This is a genomic window from Chryseobacterium sp. CCNWLW53, assembly GCF_037083525.1.
Lineage (GTDB): Bacteria > Bacteroidota > Bacteroidia > Flavobacteriales > Weeksellaceae > Chryseobacterium > Chryseobacterium lathyri.
In genome coordinates, this window is sequence record NZ_JBAOJR010000005.1 from 471014 (window position 1) to 497473 (window position 26460).

Below are 26460 nucleotides of genomic sequence, written 5' to 3' on the forward strand. Positions count from 1 at the left end.
ATTTAAAGTGAAAGAAAAGCATAGGCAAAAGAAAGTACGGAAATAATAATTCCTGCCATAAAGATCTTATACGTTATAGATAAAAGCTTGTATTTTCTGTCAAGGACTTTCCCCAGGAAATAGAGATCTTTCACCATAGAATCGTAGATATAATCTCTATCCTTGATGAGATCTTTCATGGCATCTTGAAAATCTCCAAATATCATTTGATGAAAGTTTCCAAAAAACAGCAGGTTTACTTTTCTGTCTGTAATATCCTGCGCCGTAAAATTGGTTTTCGTTACATTCGGTTTTGTGGACAGGATCGCAAATATGATAGTCAGAACACTTGAAGTAAGCAATACAAAGCTAGGAATGATAAGGTGTGCATTCTTAGGGGTATCCAATTTAGGAACCAGCACGGAAAGACAGACTGAAATAATGATAGCATTAACCGAAAGAAGAATATTCGCCTTACTGTCAGCAATATCACTCAGCCTAGTATGATTGTTCAATGTTACCCTGAACAAAGTATCTACACTTCGGTCAGGCTTTGTCTCCTTGGACTCTTTCTTATTGTCTGAATTTTCTTTTTTATCCTCTTCCTTTTCAAGCTTTTTTTCTATTTTCTTGATGTTTTTCTTTTTCAGAGGTTCCCAGTTTTCCTTTGCATATTCTGTGTAATAATGATGCTTGTTTTTAAGCATTTCAAGATTTCCGGCGTTCCATTCATCATTGGAGAAGCATTTTACATTGGTAAGCTCCCATTCTTTTCTCAGCGCATCGGAAATATCATTATAATCGTGGCTGGCAAAATGACTGCAGTCCGCATCTTTTACAATCTTTTCCAGAAGGTTCTGCGGTTCATAGGTTATTTTAGTGGCCAGGATCAATTGAGAAACATCCTGAATAGAGCTTTCAGGATAATTTTCCTTCTTCAGAAAATCAGTCAGGATGGCTACTCCTTTTTCTTCATGATTCTGTGCACATTCTACGTAACCCGTATCGTGGAACCAGAGTGCCAGAAGCACCTTCTCCTGATCCTCTTTGGAAACAGGCGTATTTCGCATGATCTCTTCGGCCTTGTTTACCGTATAGGTCGTGTGAATAAAATTATGATAAAAGTATACAGAAGATAACTTATCTTTGAATAAGATTTCTACATAATCTTTAGCTTTGTGTAAAATATTCATCCCTGAATTTTTGTTAATGTAAATTTATGAATTTATCCTTTAAAACTCATTTAAAAAAAACCTCTATTGCCTTTCGGACAGTATTATCTGCAGGAGTTCTCTATTCGTGCGCAACATATAACGTAAAAAAGGGTAAAAACTTATTTGAAATAAACAATTCTGATGTAAAATCTGAAAATGATTTTAAAATTTTTCTGATCGGGGATGCCGGAAATGCAGATGAGCCTCAGGCGCAGAACACCTTAAATTTACTCAAAAACAAACTGGATTCAGCAGACAGCAATTCCATGCTGATCTTCCTGGGGGACAATATCTATCCCAATGGATTGCCTAAAGAATCTGATAAAGAGTATGCACTGGCTAAGCAAAAACTGGAAAATCAGCTTTCCATTGCCAAAAATTTCAAGGGGAAAACATTAGTTATTCCGGGAAATCATGACTGGAACAGCGGCCTGGACGGATTAAAAGGACAGGAAGATCTGGTGAAAGCCTATTTCAATGATAAGAAAGCTTTTCTTCCTAAAAATTCCTGCGGAATTGATGACATCAATTTATCAAAAGATATTAAACTTATTGTCTTAGATACCGAATGGGCGCTTGCAAACTGGGATCAATATCCCGGGATCAATAAAAACTGTACAATTAAAACACGTGAAGATTTCTTCACAGAGTTTAAAGATCTTGTTACCAAAAACCAGGATAAAAAGATTATTGTTGCCCTGCATCATCCTGTGATCAGCAGCGGAACGCATGCAGGATTCAATTCTGCAAAAGCACATCTTTACCCGTTGAAAAGTAAGATTCCTTTTCCCATTGGAGCAAGTTTCATCAATATATTAAGAAGTTCTTCAGGAGCAAATCCGGAGGATATTAATAATCAGCACTATGCAGATCTTGCCAACCGTTTAAAAAGCATTGTTCAGGATAAGGAAAATATTATTTTTGTTTCCGGACATGATCATAATCTGCAATATCATGAAGAAAGGAATATCAGGCAAATTATTAGTGGTGCAGGCTCTAAAACGGATCCTGCCACTATTGCTGAAAAAACCGATTTTTCTTACGGAGGAAGTGGATTTGCCGTTCTGAATATCAGAAAAGACCAGAGTACAGATGTAGAATATTTTTCAACAAAAGATAACAACATTAAAAGGCTTGCCCATATTTCTGTGATCTCAAAACCGGATGTTTTTGTAAATAATTATCCGAAAGATTTTCCGGCCACTGCCACTTCAAGTATCTATCCGGTAAAGCTTACCCAAAAAGGACCTGTTTACCGTTGGCTGTGGGGCGAGCATTACCGGAAATATTATGGCATTCCAATTGAGGCACCTACGGCAGATCTGGCTTCCCTGAATGGTGGTTTTACTCCTTTCAGAGAAGGCGGAGGCAATCAGTCGAACAGCTTAAGGCTGAAAGCGGCAGACGGACAGGAATTTGTAATGCGGGGCGTGAAAAAAAGCGCCGTCCGTTTTCTGAATAATATGGCTTTCAAAAAGAGCACTTTCGGGAACGAGCTGAACAATACATTTCCTGAAAAATTTCTGCTCGATTTTTATACGACCAATCATCCGTTTACCCCTTTTTCAGTAGGAAATATGGCTGATAAGCTCGGTATCTTCCATAGTAATCCGAAATTATATTACATTCCGAAGCAATACGCTTTAGGAGAATATAATAAAAATTATGGCGATGAAATGTACATGATTGAAGAACGCTTTTCTTCTGACCCTAAAACACTGGCTTCGCTGGACAATGCTAAAGATATTGTTTCTACGGATGATGTTCTGAAAAATTTCACCAAAAATTATAAGTATTCCGTAGACCGTGAATCGTACATAAGAGCAAGGATATTTGATATGCTGATCGGTGATTGGGACAGGCATTCAGATCAATGGAAATGGGCGGAATATCAGGATGGCGATAATGTAGTTTATAAACCGATCCCGAAGGACAGGGATCAGGCTTTCAGCCGGTATGACGGTGCCGCCTTCAAGCTTATTATGAATGTTCCGGCTATCCGTCATATGAAGACTTTTAAAGAGGAGATCAAAAATGTAAAGTGGATCAATATGGAACCGTATCCGCTGGACCTTATCTTTTTAAAGGGCGCTTCACAGGAAGAATGGACTGCGCAGGCAAAGTATATCCAGGAACATCTTACTGATTCGGATATTGATGATGCATTCAGCAATCTTCCTAAAGAAGTAAAAGATGAGTCCATTGCCGATATCCAACGTAAATTAAAAATCAGAAAAACAAAGCTGCAGGATTACGCCGCCCAATATTATGATGTACTGCAGGAAAAAGTTCCTCTTGCCGGGACGGTGAATCCAGATAAGTTCGTCATTACAAAAACGGCACATTCCATCAATGTAAAGCAGTATAAATTAGACAAAAACAAAGAGAACCCTGAATTGGTTTTTGAAAAAACGTACGAGGATTCCCAAACAAAGGAGCTCTGGATTTATGGTCTTGAAGATGATGATATTTATGAAGTATCAGGAGAAGGAAGACCTAAAACGAATATCAGGCTGATTGGCGGTTACAACCATGATGTCTACAATATTGCAGACGGAAAAAGTGTGAAGATTTATGATTTTAAAAGTCAGAAAAATACTTACAACGGTTTCGGAAAGAAAAATATTTCTGATGATTACGATATCAACACCTACAATTATAAGCATCCGAAATATAATTTCTTTGCCGGCTATCCAAATGCAGATTACAACCCGGATGACGGTGTGATCTTAGGAATTCTGGCTAATTATACGGTGAATAATTTCATCCGTGATCCTTATACCCAAAAGCATAGTCTTAAAGTTAATTTTTATACTGCAACCGGAGGATTTAATGCAGCTTATAAAGGAATTTTCAAAAAAGCAATATCCGGATGGGATTTCAATCTTGATGCGGCTTATACAACACCCCGGTTTTCCGAAAATTTCTTCGGACTGTCCAATGAAAGTAAATACGACAAGGAAAATACGGAGAGGGAATACAACCGGGCAAGGATTTCTAAATTCAATTTTGCCCCTTCTATCTCTAAGAAGAGCTGGATGAACCTTCAGCATCAGTTTCAGTTGACCTTTGAAGATAATAAGGTACAGAGAAACGGTGACCGTTTTATAGATCAGTCACCGGACGTGAGACCTGAAGTTTTCAAAAGCCAGCAGTTTGCAGGGGCCAATTATACCTTCAGCTTCAAAAACCTTGATAATAATGCCTTCCCGACTTTGGGACTGGAATTACTGATGAATGCAGACTGGAAAACCAATCTGTCCGATACCAAGAAAAACTTCTTCACCCTGAACGGAACACTGACGATAGACCACAGACTTGACAAAAGAGGAAATTTTGTGTTTGCGAATTCCAGCAATGCCATGTGGATCAGCAATAATAATTTCGAATTCTACCAGGCAGCAAGCATAGGCGGCAATAATGGGATGAGGGCTTTCCGGAATGACAGGTTTTCAGGTAAATCTTATTTCACCAACAATTCTGAGATCCGCTGGGATTTTGGGAGAGTAAGAAACAATATTATTCCTGCCAATATGGGTGTACTGGTTGGATATGATCTTGGACGCGTCTGGAACGATGGTGAGGATTCTAAAAAGTGGCATCAGTCTGTAGGAGCAGGATTCTGGCTGAGCGTTGTAGAAATGTTTTCTGCAAGACTGAATTACTTCTATGGTTCTGACGGAGGAAGAATTTCTGCCGGAGTAGGAATGACTTTTTAAATTTTATCGCTTTCTTATATTTCATTCTATATTAATTATACAAAAGAGGGACAATTTTTTGTCCCTCTTGCTTTTTATTAATGCCGGATTTAAGCTTTTGCAGCTGTCATTATTTAGTTTTGGAGTCAAATTCAAACCTATATACATTTCCGCCTGTTTCCTTATCTTTTTCGTCCGCGATCAGCAGAGTTTTATCATCTAGGAAAACAACAGCTTCTTTCTGCGAATTATGATTTAAAGATACTTTCTCAATTTTCGCAGTATTAAAATTATCAGTTGTGAACCCGGAAAGTACATGAATGTTTTTATGGGTAAGCAGAACGATTTTATCATTGGTACTGTTGATGGCGGCAGAAGTGATGGCAGCATCACTGTATTTCCCTGCAAGCTTAAGTTTCCCTATCAATTTGGCTTCAAAATCCCCTTCTTTATTAGGAATCTGAAATACAAGGAAAGTTCCGTCAAAACCTTTGCTTCTGTTTTTGGTGAAAAGATAGAAGTTTCCGTTCATTTCTACGAAAGCTTCACAGTCATACAGCCAGTTTGATTTCTTTGGAGGAAATTCAGTCTGCCCTTCGTAATGAAATTTTGTTGTCTGAACAACTTTTGTTGTTTTCTGGGAAGCATCCTTCAAATCCAGCTTTAAAATAGCCAGATTCTGTCTGTTGTTATCATTATTTCCAAAATCACCGAGGTAAATGTTTCCCTGGGCATCTTTGGTAATATCTTCCCAATCGTTGTTTTCAGCATTTTCTACCAAAACATCTGCTACCAGCTTGCCCTGCTTATCCAAACCGTAAACTACATTTTTATTTCCCTGATCTTCTATCGCCCAAATGGTATTTTTATCCTGAGACAGAACGATTCCTGAAACTTCTTTCAATTTTTTCGGAAGGGAAAATTCAACTTTGATTTCGTCGGTTTTAGGAGAATCCTGTGCTTTTGGATTACAACTCCATAATAAGAATGCAGATAGGGTAAGAATGCGCAGCATAGCTATTTTTTTAATTTTTAAAACTGAAAATACGGATACCGTATATTTTTCTCTAAGGTATTAAATAATCTTGTTGATAACGAGACTTGTTTTTGGGTTCCATCAATCGTAATAAGAATTAATCGGTTTGCAGGATCAAAGAACACGATGAGCCATGCAAAACCTATTCCAATAAGGATTCTCGGAATACTTCTATGTCAGGGTTTTATTTATGACAGCAGTTTTGCTTTTTCCCACAATACATCCATTTCTTCCAAAGACAGGTCGGCCAGCTTTAGATTTGATTCCTCTGCCAACACTTCCATTTTCTGGAATCTTGAGATAAATTTTAAATTAGTTCTTTCCAATGCAGAATCCGGATTCAGTCCTGAAATTCTTGCATAGTTGATGAGTGAGAAAAATACATCGCCCAACTCCAGCTCTTTTTTATCTGAATCGGTTTCTGCATGAAATTCCTGAATTTCTTCATCTACTTTTTTCCATGCATCTTCTGCATCGTGAAATTCAAACCCAATTCCTTTTACTTTATCCTGAATCCTGTAGGCCTTTACCAAACTTGGAAGACTTTTCGGAACACCACCTAAAATCGATTTATTCCCTTCTTTCAGCTTCAGCTTCTCCCAATTCTGCTTTACTTCTTCTTCATCTTTCACTTCTGTATCACCATAAATATGGGGATGACGGAAAATCAGTTTCTCGTTTAAAGAATTGATGACATCTGCAATATCGAAACTTTCTTTTTCAGAACCAATTTTGGCATAAAAAACAAGATGAAGCAGAACATCACCCAGCTCTTTTTTGATTTCCTGCAAATCTTCCTGCAGAATAGCATCTGAAAGCTCGTAGGTTTCTTCAAGGGTTAAATGACGAAGGGATTGCAGGGTTTGCTTCTGATCCCATGGGCATTTTTCGCGCAGATCATCCATGATGTCCAATAATCTTCCGAAGGCTTCTAATTTTTCTTGTCTGGTATTCATAATTGAGGATTCAAAGTGATGCAAATTTAGGGTAAATCTTTATTTAATTAAGTTCTGTCTTGAAACAAAAAGAACGGAAAATAAAGCTTAGGAGTTTGTGTTTAAAATAAAAACCCTGTCAAGATTTTTGACAGGGTTCTGTATTTACAATCGGGATAAATTATCCCTTCTTAGTATGTGTACTTTTTGGAGCGGCTTTAGCTGCAGAAGTAGCTTTTACTTTTGGAGCTGCAGGCTTTTCTGCTTTTAACGCTGCTTTTTTAGGAGCTTCTTTTTCAATGCTCACTTCTTCCTTTGCACCATCCAGTGTTTCAGGCTCTGCTTTTACGAAGCTCTCAGGAGTAATGTATCCTGCTTTCTGAAGAAGGTTATACCACTGAGCCAATTTTTTGATATCTGAAGCATATACTCTTTCTGTATCATAGTTAGGAAGAGAAGCCGTCATGAATTCTTTCAGAACATCGTCAGAAGATTTGTGAGAAATCGTTTCTTTATAATCGTAGTTTTTAGCAATATTTTCAAAAACCTCGAACAAAGGAACTTCTTTATCAAATGTAAACATAGCGATATTATCCAATAAACTCACCTGACTTGAGTTTCCAATGCTTACTTTTTTCTTAGTCGTAACATCTTCAATGATAAAACCGTTTCTTAGTTGAGAAACTAATTTGAAAAGTCCTGGCTTTCCAGAAATTGAAATTATTTTTTCTAACAGCATAATTTTATTTTTTGTAAATTCTGCAATAGGCACGGGGCTTTTTGCTGTTTATTATTTTGTTTTTTAATCCTTGTTTAAATTACTTTGGAAATCTCATTTTATAGCTGATGCTTACATCACCCTGTGAGATTTTTGCCAGCTTACCTTTTACGAGTTTCTTCTTCAATATACTCAGATGATCGGTAAACAGCACGCCTTCAATATGATCATATTCATGCTGAATTACGCGGGCTCTAATATCGGAAAAAGTTTCTGTATGTTTCACAAAATTTTCGTCATAATATTCAATAACGATTGTTCCTTTTCTCTTCACATCTTCTCTTACGTCCGGAATAGAAAGGCATCCTTCATTGAATTTCCATTCTTCACCAGATTCTTCAAGGATTCTTGCGTTAATGAAAACTTTTTTAAACTCAGCCAGCTCGTCTTTGATGTCTTCATAATCTTCGTCATCTGCAAGTGGCGTTACATCAATCACAAACAATCGCAGGTCCAAACCGATTTGTGGTGCTGCAAGCCCTATGCCATTCGCACTGTACATCGTTTCGAACATATTATCTATAAGTTCCTGTAAACCGGGATAATCTTTGTCTATATCTTTCCCTACTTTTCTTAAAACAGGATCCCCAAAAGCTCTTATCGGTAAAATCATCTTATTCTTTGTTCTAAAAAATTCTGCAATATAATTGTTGCACTTACTTTATCTATTAATCCCTTTTCCTGTCTCTTTTTTTTACTTTTCCCGCTTTGGGAGATAAAAAAAGAAGCCATTTTAGAGGTAAATCTTTCATCTAAACGGTGGACCGTGATACCGGAAAATTCCTTCTGAAATTCTTCAATGAATTTTAAAATATCTGTCTCCACTTCGGAAATATTTCCTTTCAAATCTGTAGGAAGGCCTACTACCACATCATCCACTTTGTTTTCTGTGAAATATTTTCTCAGAAACTCCATCAAAAACCGGGTTTCGATAGTATCCAGACTGCTTGCAATAATCTGCATATCATCTGTTGCAGCGATACCGCAGCGTGCCTTTCCATAGTCTATTGCAAGGATCTGTCCCATAAGTGTGCAAATTTAGTAAAATTTAATGATTTTATTCATAACGCAGTTTTTTTATAAAAATCATGTTTTATTCCATTATTTTTTTTATAATTTTAATCTTCCAAAAAACGAAAATATGAAGAAACTCATCCTCGTAAGACATGCGAAAAGCGACTGGCCGGAAGAAACGGAGGACTTCGACAGACCTTTGGCAGACAAAGGATTGAAAGATGCTATGAACATGTCTAGATTCATGAAAAACAATAATATTTCTATTGACCAGTTTGTTTCCAGCCCGGCTGTGCGTGCCCTGAATACGTGTAAAATCTTTAACCAAGCCTATCAGCTTAATGTCTCTACGGAGGATAAGCTTTATAATCCCTCGGAAAGAAATTTTGAATCTGTGATCTACGACCTGGATGACAATGTGAATTCTGTGGCTTTTTTCTCTCATAACAATGGAATTTCCAATTTTGCGAATTCCATTTCAGAAGATATTTTCCATTTCCCCACTTGTGGAGTTGCCGGTTTTGAAATAGACTGTAATTCATGGTCTGAATTTGATGGCGCCAAGAAGAAACTCCTGTTCTTTTATGAGCCAGGGAAAATTTAATTGTATCTTTTTTTGTCTGATCCTACTCCTTTTTTCATGTGCTAAAAAGGATAAGACCTATATTGAAACTATTGCGGTAAATGATGTTAAGCTTCCCAAGGCAAGACCTGGTGACTGGCGATATTCCCGTGATGAAAAATTCCAGACTTTTGAGGATTTTCAGAAACTAGAAAAAATAAAGCCGGAGCCCCAAAAAAACACAATTTATCTTCAGCCTATCGGAGAATTCAATGAGCTGCAGAAAAAGGAGATAGACCTTACCAAAGAATATTTAAGCAAATATTTTCAGCTTAAAACAAGGGTTCTTCCTGTTTTACCCAACAGTATTTTTCCAAAAGCAGCAAGAAGAATCTTTAAAGACGGTCAGGAACAGATTCTGGCAGGTTATGTACTGAACAGTATTCTGATTAAACAAAAACCTAAAGATGCGGTAGTTGTTATGGGAATTACTGAGAAAGATCTTTTTCCAAAACCTGAATGGAATTATGTATTTGGGCAGGCTTCTTATGAAGACGGTGTTGGAGTAACTTCTATGTATCGGTTTTCTGATGGTCATCTGTCTGATCTTAACTTCAATGAAAGCCTTAAAAGACTGATCAAAATAAGTTCACATGAAATCGGGCATATGTTCGGAATCAGTCATTGCCTCAATGCAAATTGTGTAATGAATGGAACCAATAGCCTTTCTGAAACTGATTATCATTTTGCAAGAGCATGTTCACTTTGTCAGCAGAAATTAAATTCAAGCCTCCATTATGATCATAAGAAACGACTTTTGGATCTGAAAGACTTTTTTGAAAAACAGCATTTGAATTCTGAATATTCACTTGCCAAAGAGGATTTTAATTTGCTCAGATAATCTAAAAAAATCCTGATATAATGTTTTGGCTAAAGCCAAATGTATTATTCATAAAAAGCGGGCTTTAGCCCGCTCCTATTGAATTTTATATTTTTTGTGATTTATAATTTTGTTCAGCAATTGTATTTTATCCCAATTTACTTTCTTTTGAGATCCAGATCATCAAAGTCAAAACTGAAATCTGTAACATCTGAAATAGGCTTTAGCTTTGCAGACTCTGCCTTTCCATTTTCATCATAGCTGAAAATAATATAAGCATCAGCGTCATAACTTCTGTCGTCCCATTTTACAATAAAAGAATTACTGGAATAGGGAAGCAGTTCTCCTTTCAGTCTTGGAGAGTTTTGGCAGGAAATTCTGTATGTATTTCCCTGTTGAGAAATTTCTACATCGCCAAACCATTGGTCACTGTATTTTCCTGCAAATTGTTCGGCTTTCGGCTGAAGATTTTTTTCTTTTTTAAAGGCTTCTGATTTGGCGTAAGCTTCTTTTTTCTGCTTATTATATTCGGCATTTACTTTTGCCATTCTTTCACCATAGGTTTTCAGCCAGTTTCTGTCTGCTACTCCCAGGTAAGAATCTTTTACCGTGTTGGTAATTGTATTAAAAGCGGCTCCGGACTGTTGGTTCGTTAATACTACGATTCCCAATTTCAGATCCGGAATCAGTGTAAATTGGGTAACAGTACCTATTAATCCTCCCGTATGCTGAATCTGCTTGTGTCCTTTCACATCGCTTAAAAACCATCCTAACCCATATCCGTAAAAGCTCGTATCGTAAGGATTTTTTAAAGCAACTTTATCCGGGATCTGCAGACTCCATAGCTGCTGTACATTTTTATCTGAAACTAATTTTTTACCGTCTTTGGTTGTGAAATTATTTAAAAGAAAATCTGCCCAGGTGGTCATATCCTTAATATTACTCATGATTCCTCCTGCTGCATTCCCTGTTTCATTCCAATCGTGCGGAACGGCAACAGCTTTCCCGTCTACAGGAGCATGGGCATCAATTTTGTTTGATACGGCTTTAGCTCTGCTGTAGCTTCCAAAACTGGAAGTCATTCCGACAGGCTTCATAATTCTCTGCTCAATAAATTCGGCCCAGCTCAGCCCGGAAATCCTGTGGATCACTTCTCCTGCTACAATAAACATAATATTGTTATAATCCAGTGTCGTTCTGAAAGGGTTTTCAGGTTTCAGATATCTTACATTGTGAACAATATCATTTACCGTCAGGTTCCCACCTTCAGGGAAGAACATCAGGTCACCCTGTCCCAAGCCTAATCCAGCTCTGTGGGTTACAAGATCTTTAATGGTTACATTTTGGGAAACATAGGGATCATACATCTGAAATTCAGGGATGTATTTTGAAACTTTATCGTCCCAGCTCAATTTTCCTTCATCGGCTAAAATAGCCAGTGCAGTGCAGGTAAACCCTTTTGAATTAGATGCAATTCCTACCAATGTATTATCATCCATCGGCTGTTTGGTGGTTAAAGAACGTTGTCCGAAACCTTTGGAATAAATCACTTTTCCATCTTTTATGATTCCTACTGACATTCCAGGAACGTCAAAGGTTTTTAAAGTACTCTGGATCAGTTCATCCAATTTTTTTTCTTCAACCTGGGCATTGAAAAGCCCTACGGCTAAAAGAAAAAGTAAAAGAGAAAATTTCTGCTTCATTTTTTTAATTTTCTCAAATTTAGTAAATATTAGGCGATGCAGGCTTCTCCTGTAAAACTTTGTGTATTTAAAAATAATCTGACCCTTAATAGAAAATAAATCTTTCCTAAATTTGTAAAAATTTCAAATCTTCATGACGAAAATTCTTCTTCTCTCCGATTCCCATTCCTATATAGATGACAGGATTTTAGAATATGCCCGTCAGGCTGATGAAATCTGGCATTGCGGGGATTTCGGAAGTATAGAAGTGATTGAAGAACTGGAAAAAATAAAACCTTTAAAGGGTGTTTACGGAAATATAGACAATGCGAAGATCAGAGCTGAATTTCCTGAAGTGAACCGTTTTTTCTGCGAAGATCTTGAAGTTTTAATGATCCATATCGGTGGATATCCCGGAAAATATACGCCGCTGGCAAACAGAGAAATTTCTGCAAAAGCTCCAAAGCTGTTTATTTCAGGACATTCCCATATTTTAAAAGCCATGTTTGACCAAAAGAATAATCTCCTTCACCTGAATCCCGGAGCCTGTGGAAAACAGGGATGGCATAAAACGAGGACCATGATGCGTTTCGTAGTGGAAGGTGAACAGATCAAAGATTTGGAAATCATTGAACTGGGACCTAAGATTTAATTTTGAAAACAATAAAAGAAGGAGTACAATACATGAAAATCGGGGACAAAGTTTCTGTAGTAGATGAGGATTTAAGCGGGATCATTACTTCCGTGAACGGCAATATTGTTGTTTTCAAAGATGAGTATGGTTTTACCTACCAATATCCGAAAGAGAAACTGGTTCCGAAAAACGCAGAACTTTATGAAAATATCCGGGTAGTGAGAAAAGCAGAACCGAAGAAAGTGACTTCCAAAAAACATCAGAAAAATCATATGGTTCTGGATCTGCATTTTCACAATCTCGTCAGAAATCCCAGTGATTATGACAGTTTCGAAAGACTCTTTATCCAAAAAGCGAAATTAACGGAAGTTCTTGATTTCTGCAGAAAGCATCATCTGAAGAGGCTGGAGATTGTTCACGGTATTGGTGACGGAACGCTGCAGAGAATGGTTATGGATGTTTTGGAAAGCCAGAGAGATATCGATTTTTATAATAAGGAAATACTTCACCATCAATCCGGTGCCGTTATGATAGAATTTCACTAAATTTGCAGCAATTGAAATATGAACGTACTTAATTTACTTTTTACCAAAGACGGATTAATCTACCAGATTGCAAAAAACAAAGGCATTCAGGAAGAAAAGTCTTATTTCGTTACTGAAGAAACTCCAGAGAATCTTATTGAAGATAAGCTTGATGAAATTCTTCTTAAGCAGAGGTTTGACGAAATCCATGTGATCTCGGCACTGAATCACTTTACCCTGATGCCTGAAGGATTTTCTGAGCATGAGGCAGGATTTGAGCTGATTGCTTTCAATGCTCCGGCTGACAGGGAAAAAGAGGAGCTCATGCTTTCTGTCAATAAAAAGTTCGGGGTACAGTTTTATTATACATTCCCTAAAAACTTTTACAAAAAAATAAAGGAGCTGGCCATTCCGGTTCATTTTAATTTTTCAGGGGAAAAGTTTTTGAATTCACTCAACAATAAAAACAGTAAGGAGATTCACATCAACCTGTACCATAACCAGTGTGAGTTTTTTGCTATTGATAACAAAAAAGTTATTTTATACAACAACCTGGATGTGAATTCTGAGGTTGATTTTCTGTATTTCGTGATGTTTACGCTCAGTAAAATAGGCTTTGGAATCAATGAAACCAATTTTTACGCCTATGGCGAAACTACTGAAAATGAAACTTTTATTTCCGAACTTCAGAAATTCGTCAAAAATATGAGAATTATTTTTGACAATATTCCCAATAAGAATTTTATACTTAATTAAAAGGGACCAAGAATTAGGGATGAGGGCTTAGGCCCGACATACTTCCCTGATCCCTAATTCCTACCACCTAAACCCTAAAAAATATGTTCAGAATAATCTCAGGCAAGTGGAAAGCCAAAAAAATAGCCGCTCCTAAAAATTTTGATGTAAGACCTACTACAGATTTTGCCAAGGAAGCGCTTTTCAGTATCCTGGAAAACAAATATGATATGCAGTCGGTTTCTGTGCTTGATCTTTTCGCAGGTATTGGCTCTATCACTTTCGAATTTGCGTCCAGAGGATGCCAGGATGTTACTTCGGTTGAACTGAATCCAAAGCATACAAGTTTTATCAATTCTACGGCTTCAGAGCTTGATATGTCACTGCAGATCAATGTTCAGAGAGGTGATGTTTTTGACTGGCTTAAAAAATTCAGAAATAAGAAAAGCTTTGAAATTGTATTTTCCGATGCTCCTTTTGAAATGGAAGAGAAGAAATACTATGAGCTGCTGTCTCTGGTTTTAAACAATAAATTTGTTAAACCTAACGGAGTTTTAATCGTAGAACATCAGAGCAGAATGAAACTGGAACATCCTAACTTAATAGATACCCGGAAATACGGAAATGTAAGTTTCAGTTTTTTCGAAGCAAATAAAGAAGATAATCAGGAAATTTAATTCCTGATTATTTTTTTTACGGAAAGACCCGGTGCAGCTTTTCCCCAGTTTGTAATAGCTTCTATAACGGGTTGGAGAGTCTTTCCAAAATCCGTCAGCGTATATTCTACCATCAGTGGAGGCTTTTCGGTATATACCTTTCTGTTGATGATGTGATCTTCCTCAAGCTGTTTCAGCTGCAGGCTCAATGTTCTTTCTGTGATGGTAGGAATTAATTTCCTAAGTTCATTATACCTTTTGGCGCCATCTGTAAGATGGAATAAAATAACGGCTTTCCATTTTCCTCCTATAAACTTCATGGTGACACTGGTGCAGCACGGGTATTCTTTGTTATCTATCGTGTACATTTTTATACTATCCTTTTTTACCGTTATTGCAAAGATATTAAACTTAAATTACTTTTGTAACTATAAAATTGATAGTATATAAATTATGAACTTTTTAGAACAAATGAAAAAAAGGTATACGGTAAAAAAGTATAACCCACAGGAAAAAATCAGTGCAGAACAGATTGCAGAATTGAAAGAGATCCTTAATCTAAGCCCTTCTTCAATCAACAGCCAGCCATGGAATTTTATTTTCATTAATAAGTCTGAACTCAGGGAACAGCTGGCAGAAGCATCATATTTCAATAAGGGAAAAGTATTAGACAGCAGCCATATTATTGTATTCCAGGTGATAAAGAATCCCGAAGACTTTGAAAAACAGATCGAAGAAAATCTTCCTGAAGGTTCCGTTAATTACTACAGAACTATGGTAAAACCACACGGCGAGGCTTCCATTCGGGCATGGATGGGGCATCAGGTGTATCTTTCGCTGGGCGTTCTTCTTTCTGCTTGCGCTGCTATGGGAATAGATTCCACTCCGATGGAAGGTATTGAAACTGAAAAATATGACGAAATCCTTAAAAATGATTCTTATGAAACACTTTTTGCAGTAGCCATCGGGAAAAGAGATGAAAACGACAGCAACCATCCTGAAACGACTCCTAAAAGAAGGCTGAAGAGTGAAATGGTTATTTTAGAGCCATAACTTTTTCAAAAGTTTTCATAAAATAAAAGCTGTTTCGGGCGAAACAGCTTTTTGTATTATAGTACTTTCAATTCCAGATCTATTGTCTTTCCAAAGAATTTCTTAGAGATTTTTTCAAAGTTCTTCGTCAGGTCCGAAAGATAAAAATGATAATTCGGTTTTGGATTATTGTCATTCAGAAGATGGTATTTATCCAGGATGATCTTAAGGTGATTGGCAACAATATTGGGTGAATCGATCACACGGACCCTGTTTCCGTAATACTGCTTAATCTCATCGATCAGCAAAGGATAATGAGTGCACCCCAGAATAAGGGTTTCAATATTCTTGAGCTTGTTATTGCTTAAATAATTATAAATGATGGCATGCGTAATCGGATGGTTTTTGAATCCTTCTTCAATAGCAGGAACCAATAACGGAGTCGCCAGCTCATCAACTTTGATCCATTTATTCTGTTTCCTGATGCTTTTCTTATACAATCCGGAATTGACGGTTGCTTTTGTAGCAATGACTCCAACATTATTGTGGATCTCATACGCTACTTTTTCAGCAACAGGATTAATAACGTCTATGACGGGAACTTTTCCATTCACAGATTGCATCACTTCGTTTAAAGCATTGGCTGTAGCCGTATTACAGGCAATGACAATGGCTTTACAGTTCTGCTGAAGCAGAAAATTGGTGATCTTGGTAGAATATTCTATAATCGCATCCTTCGACTTTTCACCGTACGGAAGGTGTTTGGTATCTCCAAAATAGATCAGATCTTCGTGGGGAAGAAGTCTTTTGATCTCTTTAGCTACGGTAAGTCCTCCCACCCCACTATCGAAAATACCGATAGGCTGGCTTGGTGAAAGATGTGAATAATCTTGCTTTTTAGTTTTCAAGTGAACTGAAATTTTATACAAAAATAGTGAATAATCGGATATTTAATTAAGATTACTTATTGAAAAATCTTTTGGATATCTTACTTTATAGCTTACCCTGAATTTTTTGGTTTCTGATGAGGAGATTTTAACGTTCCACAGTAAGAATCCTTTTTCTTTATCGAGTTCAGCATTATCACTTTGAAGAAGCTCAATTTTTACAGCTTCATCCTTACTCAAAGGAATCTGATCCCGTATCTCGATATTAATTGCTTCTTTTTTGTTATTCCGGACAACCAGATCGTAAGTAATGGTTTTTTCCTGATAGGAAGAAAATAATTTTTCACTTGCCTTATCATTTACCACTTCTTTGCGGATGCTAATCTTTTTGTCATCACCAAGAGTAATGCTCATTTTATCATTCGTCTGGTTGGGATTGATCCTTGTTTCGCCTACATACATATTTTCAAAGATCACGCTGGCAGCCCCTGAAATCAGATTATATTTATTAAAATCTTTAATATCTGCAACCAAATAGGCAGTGGTATTGTATTTTGGAACGGTGTAATATTTGTATTCAGCCGGAAGCTTTATCTGTTTCAGATTAATAAAATGATCTTCATCATTTGACAGAATATCATAAGGAATATCTGTATCAAAACTTACATTCAATTGATTTTCATTAATTTTAATTCCATAACCTGTCATTACAACTTCTTCAATCTCCATCGTGCGCATAGTATCTCTTTTACCAGAATAGCCAATGTTTGTCCTTTCTTCATTCTTATAAGAATTCAAAAACCAAGGATTCATAACTGGAGCTTCGTTATTTCTTGAAGATCTTGAATTGATCAGCGAAAGCTTCACTCCTTTCCAGTCAAGTCCTGTATCCTGTCTTACTTTTGCTTTAAAAGTGACATCCAAAGGTTCAGTAAGCTTATTGCCCCTCACTTCATAAAATGGTTCCCAGGAAACGTTTTCTGCCAGATATCCCAGATCCATTTTTGCATTTCCTCCCCCATTGCTTGCAATTCTCAGAACAAGAACGCCATCAGAAAAAGTTTCCTCAGCTTCTGTATTAGCTTTCAAACGATTTTTTAAAGCTTCAAGTTTCTGCACAGTTTGTGTATATTTTTTATTAATATCAAGCTGTGCTATGCTTATTTCATTTCTTTTCGTCTTATAATATTCTGTCAGCTGCATCAGCTGGGCCACACTGGAAGTATTACTGCCAATTAAAAGTCCTTGATTCTTGTCTAAAAGTTCCAATGTTTTTTCATTCGTCTGACGCTCGATATTGATTTTTGTACTGAGATTTTCTAAAATAGCGATGCTGTCCTTAATTCTTTTTCCGTTAGGATTATTATTTTCAAAATAATTCGAGTTGTAGCTGTCTCTGTATTGCGCAGAAAGAATTGAGACATCTTTATTGTTGGTATTAATCTGTATAGATTTCTCCACAATTTCGTCCGAAATATTGGTCACAACAACCTCAGAAGTTCCTGCAGGAAGTGAAACACTCACAGAATTATGGAGTTCAGCAGAAGTTCTGTAAACATTTACAGCATTAACTTTTGCTTTTGTAAAGATTGGTTTTTGAGAGAAATGTAAAGCGCTTAAAAAAAGAAAAAATAGGAGTAAGTTTTTTCTCATAGTTCATGGTTTTTATTTAGAGTATAATCTCAAATATACATTAATAAACGTTACACCAAAAATAAATCTGAAGCAATTCCATCCGCCATAAACCAATGCTTTTCCGGTATTTTCAGATGATTGTTCTCCTGGATTAAAATACCTTCTTCTATTTTAGATTTTACCTCGTGTTGGAAATGTTCAAGAATTTGATCACTGAATTTACTTTTCAGGCTTTCAAGATCTACTCCCCAGATTGTCCTCAAGCCAATCATAATCATTTCATTGAATTGATCATATTGTGAGAGAATCTCTTCTTCTTTGGCCAGAATTCCGGCATGAAGCTTCTTAATATACTGCTGATTGTTGGCCACGTTCCAGCTTCTGACATCAAATCCGTTGTACGAATGTGCGGAAGAACCGATTCCAAGATACTCTTTGTACTTCCAATATGCAGAATTATGCCTTGAATAAAAGCCAGGTTTTGCAAAATTGGAAACTTCATAATGCTCAAATCCGTTGCCTTTTAAGAAATCTGACATATAATAGAACTCCTTATTCTGTTCTTCTTCTCTAGGACTGGCAACTTTTCCTTTTGAAATCCAGTTTTCTAAAGCTGTTTTGGGCTCAACTGTCAATGCATAAGATGAAATATGCGGAACTTCAAGGGCTATGGTTTTGTTTAAATTCTCCTTCCAGATCTCCAGATTCGAGGTTGGAGAGCCATAAATAAGGTCTATACTTAAGTTTTCAAACCCAAAATCCTGTGCTCTTTTGATTGAACTCTCTGCTTCAGAAGCATTATGGGCACGGTTCATGAGTTTAAGATCTTCCTCAAAAAAACTTTGGGTACCGATGGAAAGCCTGTTGACCGGAGATTGAGCCAGTTGTTTTAAAAAGTTTTTATCCAGATCGTCGGGATTGGCTTCCAGGGTAACTTCAATATCAGTATCAAAACTGAAGTATTTCAGGACTTCATCGATTAAAGAATTGATTTCATCTGCTGAAAGAATGGATGGTGTTCCACCTCCAAAATACAGGGATTTCAGATTTTTATTCTGCAGTTCATCTTTTCTAAGCCGGATTTCGGTCTTCATAGCACGGATCATCTCATCTTTAAAATTCAAAGAGGTAGAAAAGTGAAAGTTGCAATAGCTGCATTTCTGCTTGCAGAATGGAATGTGAATATATATCATAAAAAAGCTCTGAAAATTTCAGAGCTCAAATTTATTTAAATTAAATCAAATTAATATCTATATCCTCTATGATTAATAAAGTTATCAAAGTTATAACCTAAGCTCAACATAAAGCTGTTTCCACCATACGTCTGGATATCAGACATTCCGATGTTATAAGTTGCTCCGATCATTAATTTATTAATTCTCACTTTAACAACTGGTGCAACCTGTAACTGTTGGCTGTCAAATCGGTTCTGTACCGTTCTGTAGCTTACCCCGGCAGAGAATGAGTTGATGTCATTAAAGAAAGTCGCCATTAAGTTGTAGTCGATCATTCTTGTTGAATTGGTATTCAGGTTAATCAACGCTGATGGCGTTACGAAGATATTGTCAGCAAAATGCCAGTCATATCCTAGGTTTAAGAAAAATTTAATTGGTGAAGGCTCAATTCCGTTTACTATAGCCTTGTCATTGCTTAGTGCAATATCGTTTACAGATACTCCTGCAAAGATATTTCTATAGGTAGCAGCTGCACCAAAGTTGGCGTAAGCCATAAAAATATTCCCTTCTTTTCCAATCAACAATGGATCGTAACCATCTTCAACGTTCACTGAAGTATAGTCGAAGTTCATATTATAAAATGAAACACTGGTACCGAAAGAGAACTGGTCTTTTCTGTCTCCCTCACTACTTAGTGGAATAAAGTATGAAGCTCCCGCTGTAATACCGCCTGCAGAAATAGGGCCATTGCTGTCTCTGAAAATAGAGAGCCCTGCTCCCACTCTGTCGAAAATGTTCCCGTTGATTCCTATAGACTGCGTATTTGGAGAATCGCTGAACTTGTCAAATTGTTTGTGGTAATTAGCATTAAGCTGTACGTAATCGGTCTTTCCGTACTGAGCTGGGTTGAACAGGAATTCACCATCCAAAAGATATTGCTGATAGTATGGTAGTGATTCTTGTGCTTTGTATGCATTTGACAAAAGAGCTAAACATACGATAGCATATAGTTTTCTCATAACAAATCTTGATTTCAATTCAACAAATATAAAAAAATTCTCAATATATTTTTAGTTTTCTAAATAATTTCTCCATTTTTTTACAGCATCCGCCATATCTTTGGGCATTGGGCTCTCAAAATATAATTCCTTTTTAGTAGTTGGATGTATAAACCCTAAAGTATGGGCATGGAGTGCATGTCTTGGCAGAATTTCAAAAACATTTTTTATAAACTGCTTATACTTAGGTAGATTCACTCCTCTTAAAGGCGTATGACCTTCATATCTTTCGTCATTAAACAAAGTATGTCCGATATGTTTGAAATGAGCACGGATTTGGTGTGTTCTTCCTGTTTCAAGTTTACATTCCACCCAGGTCATATATTTAAACCGTTCAAGAACCTTATAATGCGTCACCGCATGCTTTCCGTGGCTTCCGTCCTCGTAAACGGACATCTGCATCCGGTTTTTGGGATGCCTCCCGATATGCCCTCTTATGGTCCCTTCATCTTCCTGAGGATTCCCCCATACGAAAGCCCAGTATAATCTTTTTGTAGTTCTGTTAAAAAACTGTTTGGCTAAAAAGCTCAATGCATATTCATTTTTTGCAATCACCAAAAGGCCTGAGGTATCTTTATCAATCCTATGAACAAGTCCTACCCTGTCCAGATCAGATTTCTCACCGCTCTTTTCAAAATGGAAGGCCAATGCATTCACCAATGTTTTGTCCCAGTTTCCATGGCCTGGATGCACAACCATCCCCGGTTCCTTGTCTACTACTACCAGATCATCATCTTCATAAATGATATTCACAGGGATATCCTGAGGAATAATTACATTTTCCCTCGGCGGATGGGCAAGAAGCACCGAGATCTGGTCACCGGGTTTTACACGGTAATTCTGTTTTACCGGAGCACCGTTTACAACCACATTTCCGGCTCTGCAGGTCTGTGAAATTTTATTCCGTGAAGAGTTTTGTCTGTATATTAATAAGAACTTATCAATTCTTAACGGCTCCTGGTTTTTATCGACTTTGATATTAAGATGCTCATACAGTCCTTTATTTTCCTCATCAATATCGATGTTCTCCAAACTGTCGGAATCTAATAATTCTTCATCTAAAAAGTCTTCGTTATCTTCTGCCATTATTTTATTTTTTTACGCAAAAGGCCTCAACATTTTGCAGTTGAAGCCTATATTTTATATAATAAACTGTGATTATTCTACCACTACTTTTTTAGCCTTTGGCTTTTGGACCGGCTGCTGTGTTGCATTTCCTGTCGTTGTTGCCGGCTTATTTCCTGAACTCTGGCTGTTTGTTACAGCGGATTTAGGTTTTTCTGTTCCGGTTCCGGCAGGTTTGGCTCCAGTTGCTGCACTGCTCGTCTTTGCCGGCTCTGTTTTAGCAGGTTCAGATTTAGGAACTTCTTTTTTGGGTACAGGTACTGCTGCAGGTGGATTATAACTTGGTTCCGGATAGTTGGGAACTTCATCATAATGTACCGGAGGCAGTGATGTATCTACTTTCATTCGGTAGATAGAATTCAGCTGTTCTACTTTGGCCCTAAGCTCGGCAGGTGTTCTCTTACTTGCCCAAAGATCAATCTGCATTCCCTGATCTCGTACATCTCCGGAGGCCGGATCCTGATAATAGATAATATCAGATTCATCTTTACTTCCGTCTTCATGTTCTACCAAACCTACCTCAAATAAGCTTCTGGCGATTACAGCTCTTGCTTCTTTTACCGAAAGCCCTACCACGTTAGGAATAGAAATATTTCTCATAGGTCCTGAACCCACTACAACATCAATCACGGAGAATCTCGGAAGACGCGATCCGGGATTAACTGCATTACCTTTATATAACACTCTTAAAAGAGCATCTTTCTGAATACTCGGTTCATAGATGGTATCGCCGATCTTAAGACCAACCTGATCCAGTCTCTGAAAAGCCAGCCCTGAATATTTATTGATCACATCCGGAACCGTAATAGGAGCCCATGTTCTGGGATTAACTACAATTCTTACCAGCGATCCCGGTTTTACACGTGAACTGGATAAAGGGTGCATCTTCAAAACCTGAAAAGGCTTATATTTAGGGTTATATTCAGCACTGTCTACTTCATATTCCAGTCCGGTATCCTCTAATATTTTTACGGCATCATAAACCGATTTATTAATAACATTGGGCACAGGAATTTCCTGACCGTGATTGGTATGGTATTCCAGCCAGCGGAAAGTAAGCCACACTAACCCCACAAAAATACCGATGGCTACTGCTAAATTCAGTAAAACTTTCCAATTGAAAAGTGATTTAAGCATACTTAAAAATACTTTAATTATAACGGCAAATATAGCTAATAATTTTAAATGTGCTTTTATTTAACACAATTCATTTCAATTTTAAAATTTCTGAATTTCCCTTATTGCATTACATAAAATGATTAAATTTGCCTTAATTGATACTATAATGGTTATGAGCAAAAAAAGTGTTGCCGTTGTCATGGGAGGCTATTCGGATGAATATGTGGTTTCCTTAAAAAGCGGTCAGTTGATCTATGATTCTCTGGACAGAAATCTATATGATGTATATAAAGTAGTCATTCTTAAAGATGAGTGGTATTTTTTAGGAGAAAACGATCAAAAATATGAAATCAACCGCGGAGATTTTTCAGTGACTTTAGATAATCATGAAAAACTGAAATTCGATGCCTGTTTCAACATTATCCACGGAACTCCGGGTGAAAATGGAATCCTGCAGGCCTATTGGGACGCTATCGGACAGAAATATACCGGTTGTGGTTTCTACCAAAGCGCTTTAACCTTCAATAAAAAAGATACATTGGCTGTCTTATCAAAGTATGGAATTCCTTCTGCCAAAAGCATTTATTTAAGAAAAGAAGAAGACATCAATACAGACGAAATTATTGAAAGTCTTGGCCTTCCGGTTTTCGTTAAGCCCAACCAGTCCGGTTCATCTTTGGGAATTTCAAAAGTAAAGGAAAAGTCAGAATTAATTGCTGCAACGGAAATTGCGTTCAAAGAGGATGATGAAATTCTTATCGAAAGCTTCCTGGACGGAATGGAAGTTTCTGTAGGGGTCATAGATTTTAAAGGCGAAACCATCGTTTTAGGAATCACTGAAATCGTACCGACCAATGAATTCTTTGATTATGAAGCTAAATACGAAGGAGCTTCAGAAGAAATTACCCCGGCAAGAATTGACGATGCAACAAGAATCAGAGTGGAAGAAATTTCAAAAAGAGCTTACAATTCCCTTGGCATGAGCGGTTTTTCAAGAAGTGAATTCATCCTTATGGATGGTATTCCTTATATGCTTGAAATGAATACCAATCCGGGATTCTCACCTGCCAGTATTCTTCCGCAACAGGCCAAAATTTACGGAATATCCATCACAGATCTTTGCGGAAACGAAGTAGAAAAAGCATTGAATAAATAATAATAGAAGTTAGAATCTAGAGGTTAGAAGTTAGTTGTTAATGAATGGAAGTTTGAAGATGGAAGAAAACCCGGTGAATAGTTCACCCCGGCAACCTAAATCTCGCAACCGAAACCCAAAACACAGACCTCGTAACCCCATAACTCATCATAACACGTAAAACATGAAAATTGCTGTTTTCCCCGGATCCTTTGATCCTATTACTCTGGGACATTATGATATTATTGAAAGAGCGGCTCCGCTTTTTGACAAACTGATTATTGCGATCGGGCAGAATTCCCAAAAAAAATATATGTTTCCCCTGGAAAAAAGAATGGAATTTATTCAAAACTCCGTCGCTGAATTCCCCAATGTAGAAGTGGACTTTTTTGAAGGATTAACGGTGGACTACTGTTTTGAAAAGGACGCGCAATACATCCTGAGAGGCTTAAGAAATCCTGCTGATTTTGAATTTGAAAAAGCAATAGCCCACACCAACAGAACTTTGGCCCATAAAAAGCTGGAGACCGTATTCTTATTAACCTCATCCGGAAAATCTTTCATCAGCAGCAGTATCGTAAGGGAAATCATCAACCACAACGGAGAATATGAATTGCTGGTCCCGGAAGCCGTCAGGGTACAACGATAAGTAATGAGTAATAGGTAATGAGAATTTGGGAAATATGGATTACAATCAAATTTTTCGGGAAAGAGCTAAAAAATTTTTCTATTCTTGTGATTAAATCTCTTTCATCATTACCTTATTCAGATGATGTATCGGTCATAAGAAAGCAAATTATAAGATCTTCTACTTCAGTAGCCGCAAATTAAAGAGCTGTTTCAAGAGCAAGATCTGAAAAGGAAAAATTTGCTAAGCCCTGCATTGTTATAGAAGAAATTGATGAGACTCAACTTTGGCTTGAGATCATTGAAGAATTGGAATACCTAAGTTCTGAAAAAATGATTCATTTAAAATCAGAATGTGAAGAACTTGTAAAGGTTATGACTAAGTATAAATTTAGATTATCCCAGCTTTAAATGGCATAATTTTTATTACTCATTGCCCATTACCTATTACTCATAAATTATGCACGAACAGTTCAATTTTGCCATAGAGGTGCTCGGAACCATTTCCTTTGCGATGTCAGGGAGTTTTGCAGCGATGCAGAAACGCCTTGATCCGTTCGGGGTACTGATTATTGCATTCGTCACTTCTGTGGGAGGAGGAACTGTAAGAGACCTCCTGCTGGATATTCCGGTTTTCTGGATGCATGATCTTTTAACGTGTGCACTGATTTTGGGTACCAGCATTTTTGCCATGGTCTTCAAGTCTATTGAAAAAAACTTCAAGGTAACCTTATTTATTTTTGACAGCTTCGGACTGGGGTTATTTACCATTATCGGGGTTCAGAAAGGGCTCAATGCTGAGATTCATCCGCTTATATGTATCGCACTGGGAACCATAACCGGGTGTTTCGGAGGAATCATACGGGATATCCTCCTCAACAGGATTCCACTGATCTTTAGAAAAGAGATCTACGCTACAGCATGTATTGTTGGCGGATCTGCATTTCTCTTGATGACAAAGTTTATCCCGCTTTCCTATACATTTATACAGATATTCACTATTATATTAATTGTCACCATCCGAACTCTTGCTGTAAAATATCACTGGCAAATACCTAAGTTCTATGGCTATGATCAGAATTCTGAGATGTAGCGGCCATGTATTCACATAACAAAAAAAGCACCTGGATCAGGTGCTTTTTCAGTTTCGTATATTGTCTTAGAAGAATTTCCCTCTCTGTCTCATATTCGGGTTGTGCATATGCTTCTGCATAGAAGGCATTTTCAGCTGATCTTTCATCATTTTGATCTGATCCGTCATCATTCCTGCCGAGTCCAATCTTTTAGCCTCGTCCAGAAGCCTCTGCCCCTCCTGTTTTCTTCCTTTAGAAATGGCTGCTGCTGCAAGATTCAATGTTGCCATCGCTCTGTCGTGCTTCATATTCAGGCCATATTCCAAAGCTTTTTTCATCAGCGGTTCCACTTTTGCAGGATGCTCCTGAGCCTGGGTCAGTCCCTGTAAATAGTGGAAATATCCATATTGGGATTTATGAAGCTGCGCCTGGTAATTGGTGATTCCGTTTAACCATTCTGCGGCTTTTTCCATATTCTGCTTTCTCAGCTGCCAGAAGGCAAGGAGAATGTATTCATTCTTGATGAAAAGTATAATAGGCAGTGCTGCAAGAAGGAAAACTACGATTCCCCAGCCCAGACTTCTTGTGAAAATCATCATATAAAGTCCTAAAAGGATAAGAACTGCTGCAATTACAATTTTTATGTACTTATTCATTGTTCAATTTTAGAAGTGCAAAGATAGAAAATTTACAGGTTAGAAGCTAGAGGTAAAAAGTTAGAATTTTCACAACTATTCGCTCTTGATTCGTTCAAATGTCTGAAAGCAAAAATCGTATTCATTCTTTTCATCCTTTTCATGACAGGTCTCTTCAGTTTTTTTCCAGACTTTCGGATTTATCTTTGGAAAAAATGTATCGGCATCAAGATCAGCCTTAACTAAAGTAACTTCCAGTTTATCAACAATTTCTATAGTCTGTTCATAGATATTTCCGCCACCGATAATGAATACTTCCTCATCGATCTTTTTGGCAAATTTTACTGCTTCTTTAATGCTTCCAACGATCAGGATTCCTTCTTGAAACCAGTTTTTCTTTCTGGAAATTACAATATTGGTACGGTTAGGCAGCGGTTTCCCTATACTTTCATAGGTTTTTCTTCCCATAATAACAGGATGTCCGGAAGTAATATCTTTAAAGTGTTTCAGGTCTTTAGGAAGATGCCACAGCAGTTTATTTTCAAAACCGATCTCGTTCTTCTCTCCCATGGCCACCACTATTGTTGTCATTCTAATAATTTTTTACAAAATTAGCACATAATTTGTATATT

The 26460-nt window shown here is 37.2% G+C and carries 27 protein-coding genes and 1 pseudogene; 12 read left to right on the forward strand and 16 right to left on the reverse strand.

The genetic code is table 11. The annotated features are described in order from the left end of the window. Nucleotides 1-2: 2 nt before the first annotated feature. Nucleotides 3-1172, reverse strand: a complete 1170-nt coding sequence (locus tag V6R96_RS18245) for a Pycsar system effector family protein (RefSeq protein ID WP_336379818.1) — start codon at nucleotides 1170-1172, stop codon at nucleotides 3-5. 26 nt (nucleotides 1173-1198) lie between these two features. On the opposite strand from V6R96_RS18245, the gene V6R96_RS18250 reads away from it, so the two are divergent. Continuing rightward, a complete protein-coding gene (locus V6R96_RS18250; protein ID WP_336379819.1) occupies nucleotides 1199-4912 on the forward strand; it encodes a metallophosphoesterase in 3714 nt (1237 codons plus the stop codon). Nucleotides 4913-5021: 109 nt separating this feature from the next. On the opposite strand, the gene V6R96_RS18255 is transcribed toward V6R96_RS18250, so the two are convergent. The 5 genes from V6R96_RS18255 to ruvX all read right to left on the reverse strand — a co-directional run bounded on the left by V6R96_RS18255 (nucleotide 5022) and on the right by ruvX (nucleotide 8666). Further along, nucleotides 5022-5906 carry a hypothetical protein gene (locus V6R96_RS18255; protein WP_336379820.1) on the reverse strand — a complete coding sequence of 295 codons (885 nt, stop codon included), beginning with the start codon at nucleotides 5904-5906 and terminating at the stop codon, nucleotides 5022-5024. A gap of 209 nt (nucleotides 5907-6115) precedes the next feature. Next, nucleotides 6116-6883 (reverse strand): nucleoside triphosphate pyrophosphohydrolase, encoded by a 768-nt coding sequence (gene mazG, locus V6R96_RS18260; RefSeq protein ID WP_336379821.1) that lies wholly within the window; start codon nucleotides 6881-6883, stop codon nucleotides 6116-6118. A 160-nt stretch (nucleotides 6884-7043) separates the two neighbouring features. Then, on the reverse strand, nucleotides 7044-7601 hold the full coding sequence (locus V6R96_RS18265) for a DUF5606 domain-containing protein (RefSeq protein WP_111960031.1): 558 nt from the start codon (nucleotides 7599-7601) through the stop codon (nucleotides 7044-7046). A gap of 79 nt (nucleotides 7602-7680) precedes the next feature. Continuing rightward, entirely contained in the window at nucleotides 7681-8253 is a 573-nt protein-coding gene (gene def, locus V6R96_RS18270) for a peptide deformylase (RefSeq protein WP_111960029.1), read from the reverse strand. Beyond that, nucleotides 8250-8666 (reverse strand): Holliday junction resolvase RuvX, encoded by a 417-nt coding sequence (gene ruvX / locus V6R96_RS18275; protein WP_111960026.1) that lies wholly within the window; start codon nucleotides 8664-8666, stop codon nucleotides 8250-8252. The genes def and ruvX overlap by 4 nt, the downstream gene beginning before the upstream one ends. 115 nt (nucleotides 8667-8781) lie before the next feature. Here ruvX and V6R96_RS18280 point away from each other — a divergent pair, with 115 nt between their 5' ends. After that, complete coding sequence (locus V6R96_RS18280) at nucleotides 8782-9258, forward strand: histidine phosphatase family protein (RefSeq protein ID WP_336379822.1); 477 nt, start codon at nucleotides 8782-8784, stop codon at nucleotides 9256-9258. After that, on the forward strand, nucleotides 9239-10117 hold the full coding sequence (locus tag V6R96_RS18285; protein ID WP_336379823.1) for an archaemetzincin: 879 nt from the start codon (nucleotides 9239-9241) through the stop codon (nucleotides 10115-10117). The genes V6R96_RS18280 and V6R96_RS18285 overlap by 20 nt, the downstream gene beginning before the upstream one ends. A gap of 137 nt (nucleotides 10118-10254) precedes the next feature. Here V6R96_RS18285 and V6R96_RS18290 read toward each other — a convergent pair whose 3' ends face one another. Beyond that, on the reverse strand, nucleotides 10255-11799 hold the full coding sequence (locus V6R96_RS18290; protein WP_336379824.1) for a serine hydrolase: 1545 nt from the start codon (nucleotides 11797-11799) through the stop codon (nucleotides 10255-10257). Nucleotides 11800-11932: 133 nt separating this feature from the next. Here V6R96_RS18290 and V6R96_RS18295 point away from each other — a divergent pair, with 133 nt between their 5' ends. The 4 genes from V6R96_RS18295 (at nucleotide 11933) to V6R96_RS18310 (ending at nucleotide 14348) form a co-directional block, all read left to right on the forward strand. Then, nucleotides 11933-12430 (forward strand): metallophosphoesterase family protein, encoded by a 498-nt coding sequence (locus V6R96_RS18295; RefSeq protein ID WP_336379825.1) that lies wholly within the window; start codon nucleotides 11933-11935, stop codon nucleotides 12428-12430. Between the two features lie 32 nt (nucleotides 12431-12462). Continuing rightward, entirely contained in the window at nucleotides 12463-12957 is a 495-nt protein-coding gene (locus tag V6R96_RS18300) for a Smr/MutS family protein (protein ID WP_111960019.1), read from the forward strand. 18 nt (nucleotides 12958-12975) lie between these two features. Then, nucleotides 12976-13692, forward strand: a complete 717-nt coding sequence (locus V6R96_RS18305) for a DUF3822 family protein (RefSeq protein ID WP_336379826.1) — start codon at nucleotides 12976-12978, stop codon at nucleotides 13690-13692. Between the two features lie 83 nt (nucleotides 13693-13775). After that, nucleotides 13776-14348, forward strand: a complete 573-nt coding sequence (locus V6R96_RS18310; RefSeq protein WP_111960014.1) for an RsmD family RNA methyltransferase — start codon at nucleotides 13776-13778, stop codon at nucleotides 14346-14348. Here V6R96_RS18310 and V6R96_RS18315 read toward each other — a convergent pair. Then, a complete protein-coding gene (locus V6R96_RS18315) occupies nucleotides 14345-14695 on the reverse strand; it encodes a helix-turn-helix domain-containing protein (protein WP_111960012.1) in 351 nt (116 codons plus the stop codon). The genes V6R96_RS18310 and V6R96_RS18315 overlap by 4 nt on opposite strands. A gap of 85 nt (nucleotides 14696-14780) precedes the next feature. Here V6R96_RS18315 and V6R96_RS18320 point away from each other — a divergent pair, with 85 nt between their 5' ends. After that, entirely contained in the window at nucleotides 14781-15380 is a 600-nt protein-coding gene (locus V6R96_RS18320; protein ID WP_111960010.1) for a nitroreductase family protein, read from the forward strand. Between the two features lie 56 nt (nucleotides 15381-15436). Here the strand turns inward: V6R96_RS18320 and murI are convergent, their stop codons facing one another. The 6 genes from murI to V6R96_RS18350 all read right to left on the reverse strand — a co-directional run bounded on the left by murI (nucleotide 15437) and on the right by V6R96_RS18350 (nucleotide 22376). Then, on the reverse strand, nucleotides 15437-16267 hold the full coding sequence (gene murI / locus V6R96_RS18325; protein ID WP_048502928.1) for a glutamate racemase: 831 nt from the start codon (nucleotides 16265-16267) through the stop codon (nucleotides 15437-15439). Between the two features lie 42 nt (nucleotides 16268-16309). Continuing rightward, nucleotides 16310-17899 carry a DUF4139 domain-containing protein gene (locus V6R96_RS18330; protein WP_336379827.1) on the reverse strand — a complete coding sequence of 530 codons (1590 nt, stop codon included), beginning with the start codon at nucleotides 17897-17899 and terminating at the stop codon, nucleotides 16310-16312. A gap of 50 nt (nucleotides 17900-17949) precedes the next feature. Beyond that, complete coding sequence (gene hemW, locus V6R96_RS18335; RefSeq protein WP_336379828.1) at nucleotides 17950-19074, reverse strand: radical SAM family heme chaperone HemW; 1125 nt, start codon at nucleotides 19072-19074, stop codon at nucleotides 17950-17952. A 50-nt stretch (nucleotides 19075-19124) separates the two neighbouring features. Beyond that, a complete protein-coding gene (locus V6R96_RS18340; protein WP_111960004.1) occupies nucleotides 19125-20075 on the reverse strand; it encodes a PorP/SprF family type IX secretion system membrane protein in 951 nt (316 codons plus the stop codon). A 51-nt stretch (nucleotides 20076-20126) separates the two neighbouring features. Beyond that, on the reverse strand, nucleotides 20127-21200 hold the full coding sequence (locus V6R96_RS18345) for an RluA family pseudouridine synthase (protein WP_223560467.1): 1074 nt from the start codon (nucleotides 21198-21200) through the stop codon (nucleotides 20127-20129). Nucleotides 21201-21272: 72 nt separating this feature from the next. Continuing rightward, on the reverse strand, nucleotides 21273-22376 hold the full coding sequence (locus V6R96_RS18350) for a PASTA domain-containing protein (protein WP_111960001.1): 1104 nt from the start codon (nucleotides 22374-22376) through the stop codon (nucleotides 21273-21275). Nucleotides 22377-22530: 154 nt separating this feature from the next. On the opposite strand from V6R96_RS18350, the gene V6R96_RS18355 reads away from it, so the two are divergent. The 4 genes and pseudogenes from V6R96_RS18355 (at nucleotide 22531) to V6R96_RS18370 (ending at nucleotide 25213) form a co-directional block, all read left to right on the forward strand. After that, a complete protein-coding gene (locus V6R96_RS18355) occupies nucleotides 22531-23514 on the forward strand; it encodes a D-alanine--D-alanine ligase (RefSeq protein ID WP_336379829.1) in 984 nt (327 codons plus the stop codon). A gap of 163 nt (nucleotides 23515-23677) precedes the next feature. Further along, nucleotides 23678-24142, forward strand: coding sequence for a pantetheine-phosphate adenylyltransferase (gene coaD / locus V6R96_RS18360; RefSeq protein WP_111959999.1), 465 nt, complete (start codon nucleotides 23678-23680; stop codon nucleotides 24140-24142). Between the two features lie 17 nt (nucleotides 24143-24159). Beyond that, nucleotides 24160-24531, forward strand: a pseudogene (locus V6R96_RS18365) (four helix bundle protein). A 49-nt stretch (nucleotides 24532-24580) separates the two neighbouring features. Further along, nucleotides 24581-25213, forward strand: coding sequence for a trimeric intracellular cation channel family protein (locus tag V6R96_RS18370; protein WP_336379830.1), 633 nt, complete (start codon nucleotides 24581-24583; stop codon nucleotides 25211-25213). Between the two features lie 66 nt (nucleotides 25214-25279). Here V6R96_RS18370 and V6R96_RS18375 read toward each other — a convergent pair whose 3' ends face one another. Beyond that, nucleotides 25280-25849 carry a DUF2892 domain-containing protein gene (locus tag V6R96_RS18375; protein ID WP_223560469.1) on the reverse strand — a complete coding sequence of 190 codons (570 nt, stop codon included), beginning with the start codon at nucleotides 25847-25849 and terminating at the stop codon, nucleotides 25280-25282. A 75-nt stretch (nucleotides 25850-25924) separates the two neighbouring features. Next, nucleotides 25925-26419, reverse strand: coding sequence for a dihydrofolate reductase (locus tag V6R96_RS18380; RefSeq protein WP_336379831.1), 495 nt, complete (start codon nucleotides 26417-26419; stop codon nucleotides 25925-25927). Between the last annotated feature and the right edge of the window lie 41 nt (nucleotides 26420-26460).